This is a genomic window from Bradyrhizobium sp. SHOUNA76 (assembly GCF_023006445.1).
GTDB lineage: Bacteria > Pseudomonadota > Alphaproteobacteria > Rhizobiales > Xanthobacteraceae > Bradyrhizobium.
The window spans coordinates 1-2,039 of record NZ_JALBHA010000775.1 but is presented as its reverse complement, the minus strand read 5'-3'; the positions used below and the strand labels follow the sequence as shown (position 1 = coordinate 2,039).

2 protein-coding genes and 1 pseudogene are annotated in these 2,039 nt (G+C 65.3%); all 3 read right to left on the bottom strand.

The genetic code is table 11. The features are described 5' to 3' along the window. The coding region (locus tag MOV74_RS36940; protein ID WP_246932307.1) for a xanthine dehydrogenase family protein molybdopterin-binding subunit at positions 1-1,412 on the bottom strand (1,412 nt) is incomplete at its 3' end. A gap of 8 nt (positions 1,413-1,420) precedes the next feature. Next, the gene (locus MOV74_RS36935; protein ID WP_246932306.1) at positions 1,421-1,897 is read right to left on the bottom strand and encodes a (2Fe-2S)-binding protein; all 477 of its coding nucleotides are present in this window, start codon (positions 1,895-1,897) and stop codon (positions 1,421-1,423) included. A 4-nt stretch (positions 1,898-1,901) separates the two neighbouring features. Then, positions 1,902-2,039 (bottom strand): annotated as a pseudogene (locus MOV74_RS36930) (xanthine dehydrogenase family protein subunit M); the annotation flags it as partial.

Here is a 2,039-nt window from a genome sequence, read left to right as displayed (position 1 = left end):
CGCGTGTCCGTCGGTGTCGGTGGGATCACGGCGCGGCTGCCGCCGCCGTCCTTGCGCGAGGACGCGCGCCTGAACTCGTCGCGGATTGGCCATTTGGCCTTTTCGGCGGCGACCTGAACGCATTCGATCAGGGCGGTGTTCTTGGCCTCGCGCCGGTGCGCCTTCATGTCGCCGTCGCGATAGGCGTTGAGGATGCGGAACTCCATGGGGTCCATGCCGACGAGGTTCGCGAGCTTGTCCATTTGGCATTCGATCGCAAAGTCCATCGCCGTGACGCCGAAGCCGCGCATGGCCGTCGCGGGCGTGCGGTTGGTGAAGACGCAATAGACGTCGCCATAGACGTTCGGGATGGTGTAGGGCCCCGGCAGATGCGCGGCGCACTTGACCGCGGCATAGCTCGACAGCCGCGTATAGGCGCCGCTGTCGAAATAGGCGCGGATCTTGCGCGCAACGACGCGGCCGTCGCGCATCACCCCGTCCTTGATGTAGATGCGCTCGGCGCCGCGTGGCGGGCCATATTGCATCTCCTCCTCGCGCCCGAACACGTAGCGGACGGGACGCCCGGTCAGCATGGCGCCGAGGATGGCGAGCGGCTCGGTCAATGTGTCCACCTTGCCGCCAAAACCGCCGCCGACAGTGCCGCCGATGAAGTGGAAGGTGTTGGACGGCACGTCCAGGATCTTGGCGCAGGTATCGACGGAGAAGAACAGCGCCTGGGTCGAGGTGTAGACGACGTAGCGGCCGTTGGTGTCGGGCGCGGCAATGGCGCCGTTGGTCTCGGTCGGCGCGTGCTCGATCGGCGACATCTGGTAGCGCTGCTCGAGCACGTGATCGGCGCTGGCGAGCGCCGCGTCGGCGTCGCCAAAGCGCAGGCGCTGGTGATCGTACACGTCGTGATAGATGAACGCGTTCTTCGGATAGGTCTCGTTGACCACGGGCGCGCCGGGCTTCAGTGCATCCTCGACGTCGAACACGGTCGGCAAGGGCTCGTAATCGATCCGGACCTTGGCGATCGCCTCGAACGCCTCGTGCTCGCTGTCGGCGACAATGGCGAGGATCGGCTCGCCCTTGTAGCGGACCTTGTCGACCGCCAGCGAGGGCTCGTCATCCTTGCCGAAGTTGATCAGGCTGAGAAGCGTGTTGAGATTGACCGGGACATCAGCGCCACGGATGATCCGCCGCACGCCGGCCGAGCGTTCGGCCTCCGTGGTATCGATGCGGCGGATCCTTGCATGCGCATGCGTCGAGCGAACGACCTTCAGGTGCAGCATGCCTTGCAGCTTATGATCATTGAAGTAGCTCGACGTGCCCGTGACATGGCCCAGCATGTCCTGACGTTGCGTGCCTTTGCCGATTTCCTTGAGGTTGTCATCGCGCTCGTCGGCGAAGATGTCCTTGCGCAGTTCCAGCATGGTTGGCCTCAGGCGCTGACCCGGCCGCCGGCGGCGGCGAGGATGGCATTGATGATCGGCTCGTAGCCGGTGCAGCGGCAGATGTTGCCGGAGATGGCTTCGACGACTTCGTCGCGGCTCGGCGAGGGGTTGCGGTCGAGCAGCGCCTTTGCCGCCATCAGCATTCCCGGCGTGCAATAGCCGCACTGGGCGGCAAAATTGTCGGCAAAGGCGCGTTGCAGCGGGTGCAGGTTCGGGCCCTGCTTCATGCCGTCGAGCGTCTCGACCGAGCGGCCGGCGACCGTCTCCGCCAATGTCAGGCAGGAAAGATGGAGTTCGCCGTCAACAAGCACACTGCATGTGCCGCAACCGCCCTGGCCGCAGCCGAATTTCGGCGTCATGTCGCCGATCAGCTCGCGCAGCGCCACCAGGAGATTGGTGCCGCCATCGACGAAGATCGCGACGTCGCGGCCGTTGTGACGAAATTGGAGGGGTATCTTGGACATGGCTCTATTCCTGTCCCGACAGCAGTCGCCGCAGATGCACGCCGACGATCTCGCGGCGATACCAGGCGCTGCCGAGCGCGTTGTCGCTTGGCGATGTTCCTTCGGTCGCCGCGGATGCGGCCGCCGCGATGGTCGCGGCGTC